Annotated in this window: 1 protein-coding gene and 1 pseudogene; one reads left to right on the top strand and one right to left on the bottom strand. The window is 53.5% G+C overall.

Annotation, left to right across the window (positions count from 1 at the left end):
- On the top strand, window positions 1-420 hold a 420-nt coding region (locus tag ACYVG7_RS09970), incomplete at its 5' end, for a hypothetical protein (protein WP_460882979.1).
- Here ACYVG7_RS09970 and ACYVG7_RS09965 read toward each other — a convergent pair.
- Window positions 413-617: pseudogene (locus ACYVG7_RS09965) on the bottom strand (IS5/IS1182 family transposase); the annotation flags it as partial. The gene ACYVG7_RS09970 and the pseudogene ACYVG7_RS09965 sit on opposite strands and share 8 nt — an antisense overlap.

The following is a 617-nucleotide window of genomic DNA, read 5'->3' as shown; positions in this document are numbered from 1 at the left end:
GAGTTGGTCGGATCATTGCAACTGCAGACTGCCAGTCGGCAGATCGTCTCGCCCGATTCTGATGACCACATTCACGGCATTCAGTCGCTCCTGGCACTTGAGCATACCTCGTTGGAGTCTGAGCCAATCCTATCGATGTGTCAGGGGGAATCGTTACCAGACCTCGAGCGGGTGAGCCTGCTCGTTCGTAACCTTAAGACGTTATTCAGACTGTTGCCGACCATAGATGCCATCTCTGTCGAGGGACTGTTTTCAGCTCACGCTCATCTGTTGGTTGGAGTCAGTCAGGAGCTGGGAGCATTCAGGCGTTCTAACTCGGTCCGCCATAACGGGTCATTACAGAACCCAGTTCCTAGGGCCTTGTTGATCAAATCCAAAGTTGGATGGTCGCACCCCAACCTGCCGGGCGTGCTTAGTTAACAGCCTGCCGAATAGGCATACCAAGCCCTATGACCTTGTTCATGACTTTCACCCCAGCCAGGATCTCACCCACTTGGGCGTTGTAGCTCCGCAGACTCAGTTTCTAACCGATGCGCTGCTTGAAGCGATACATGGCGGTCTCAGCTATCGAGCGCTGATGATAGCCAGAGTCCTTTTTCCATTGCTCCAGTTCTCCT

This window comes from Pseudaeromonas pectinilytica (assembly GCF_054780855.1).
Note: the sequence above shows the minus strand (reverse complement) of the source record. Positions and strands in the feature narration are given on the sequence as shown.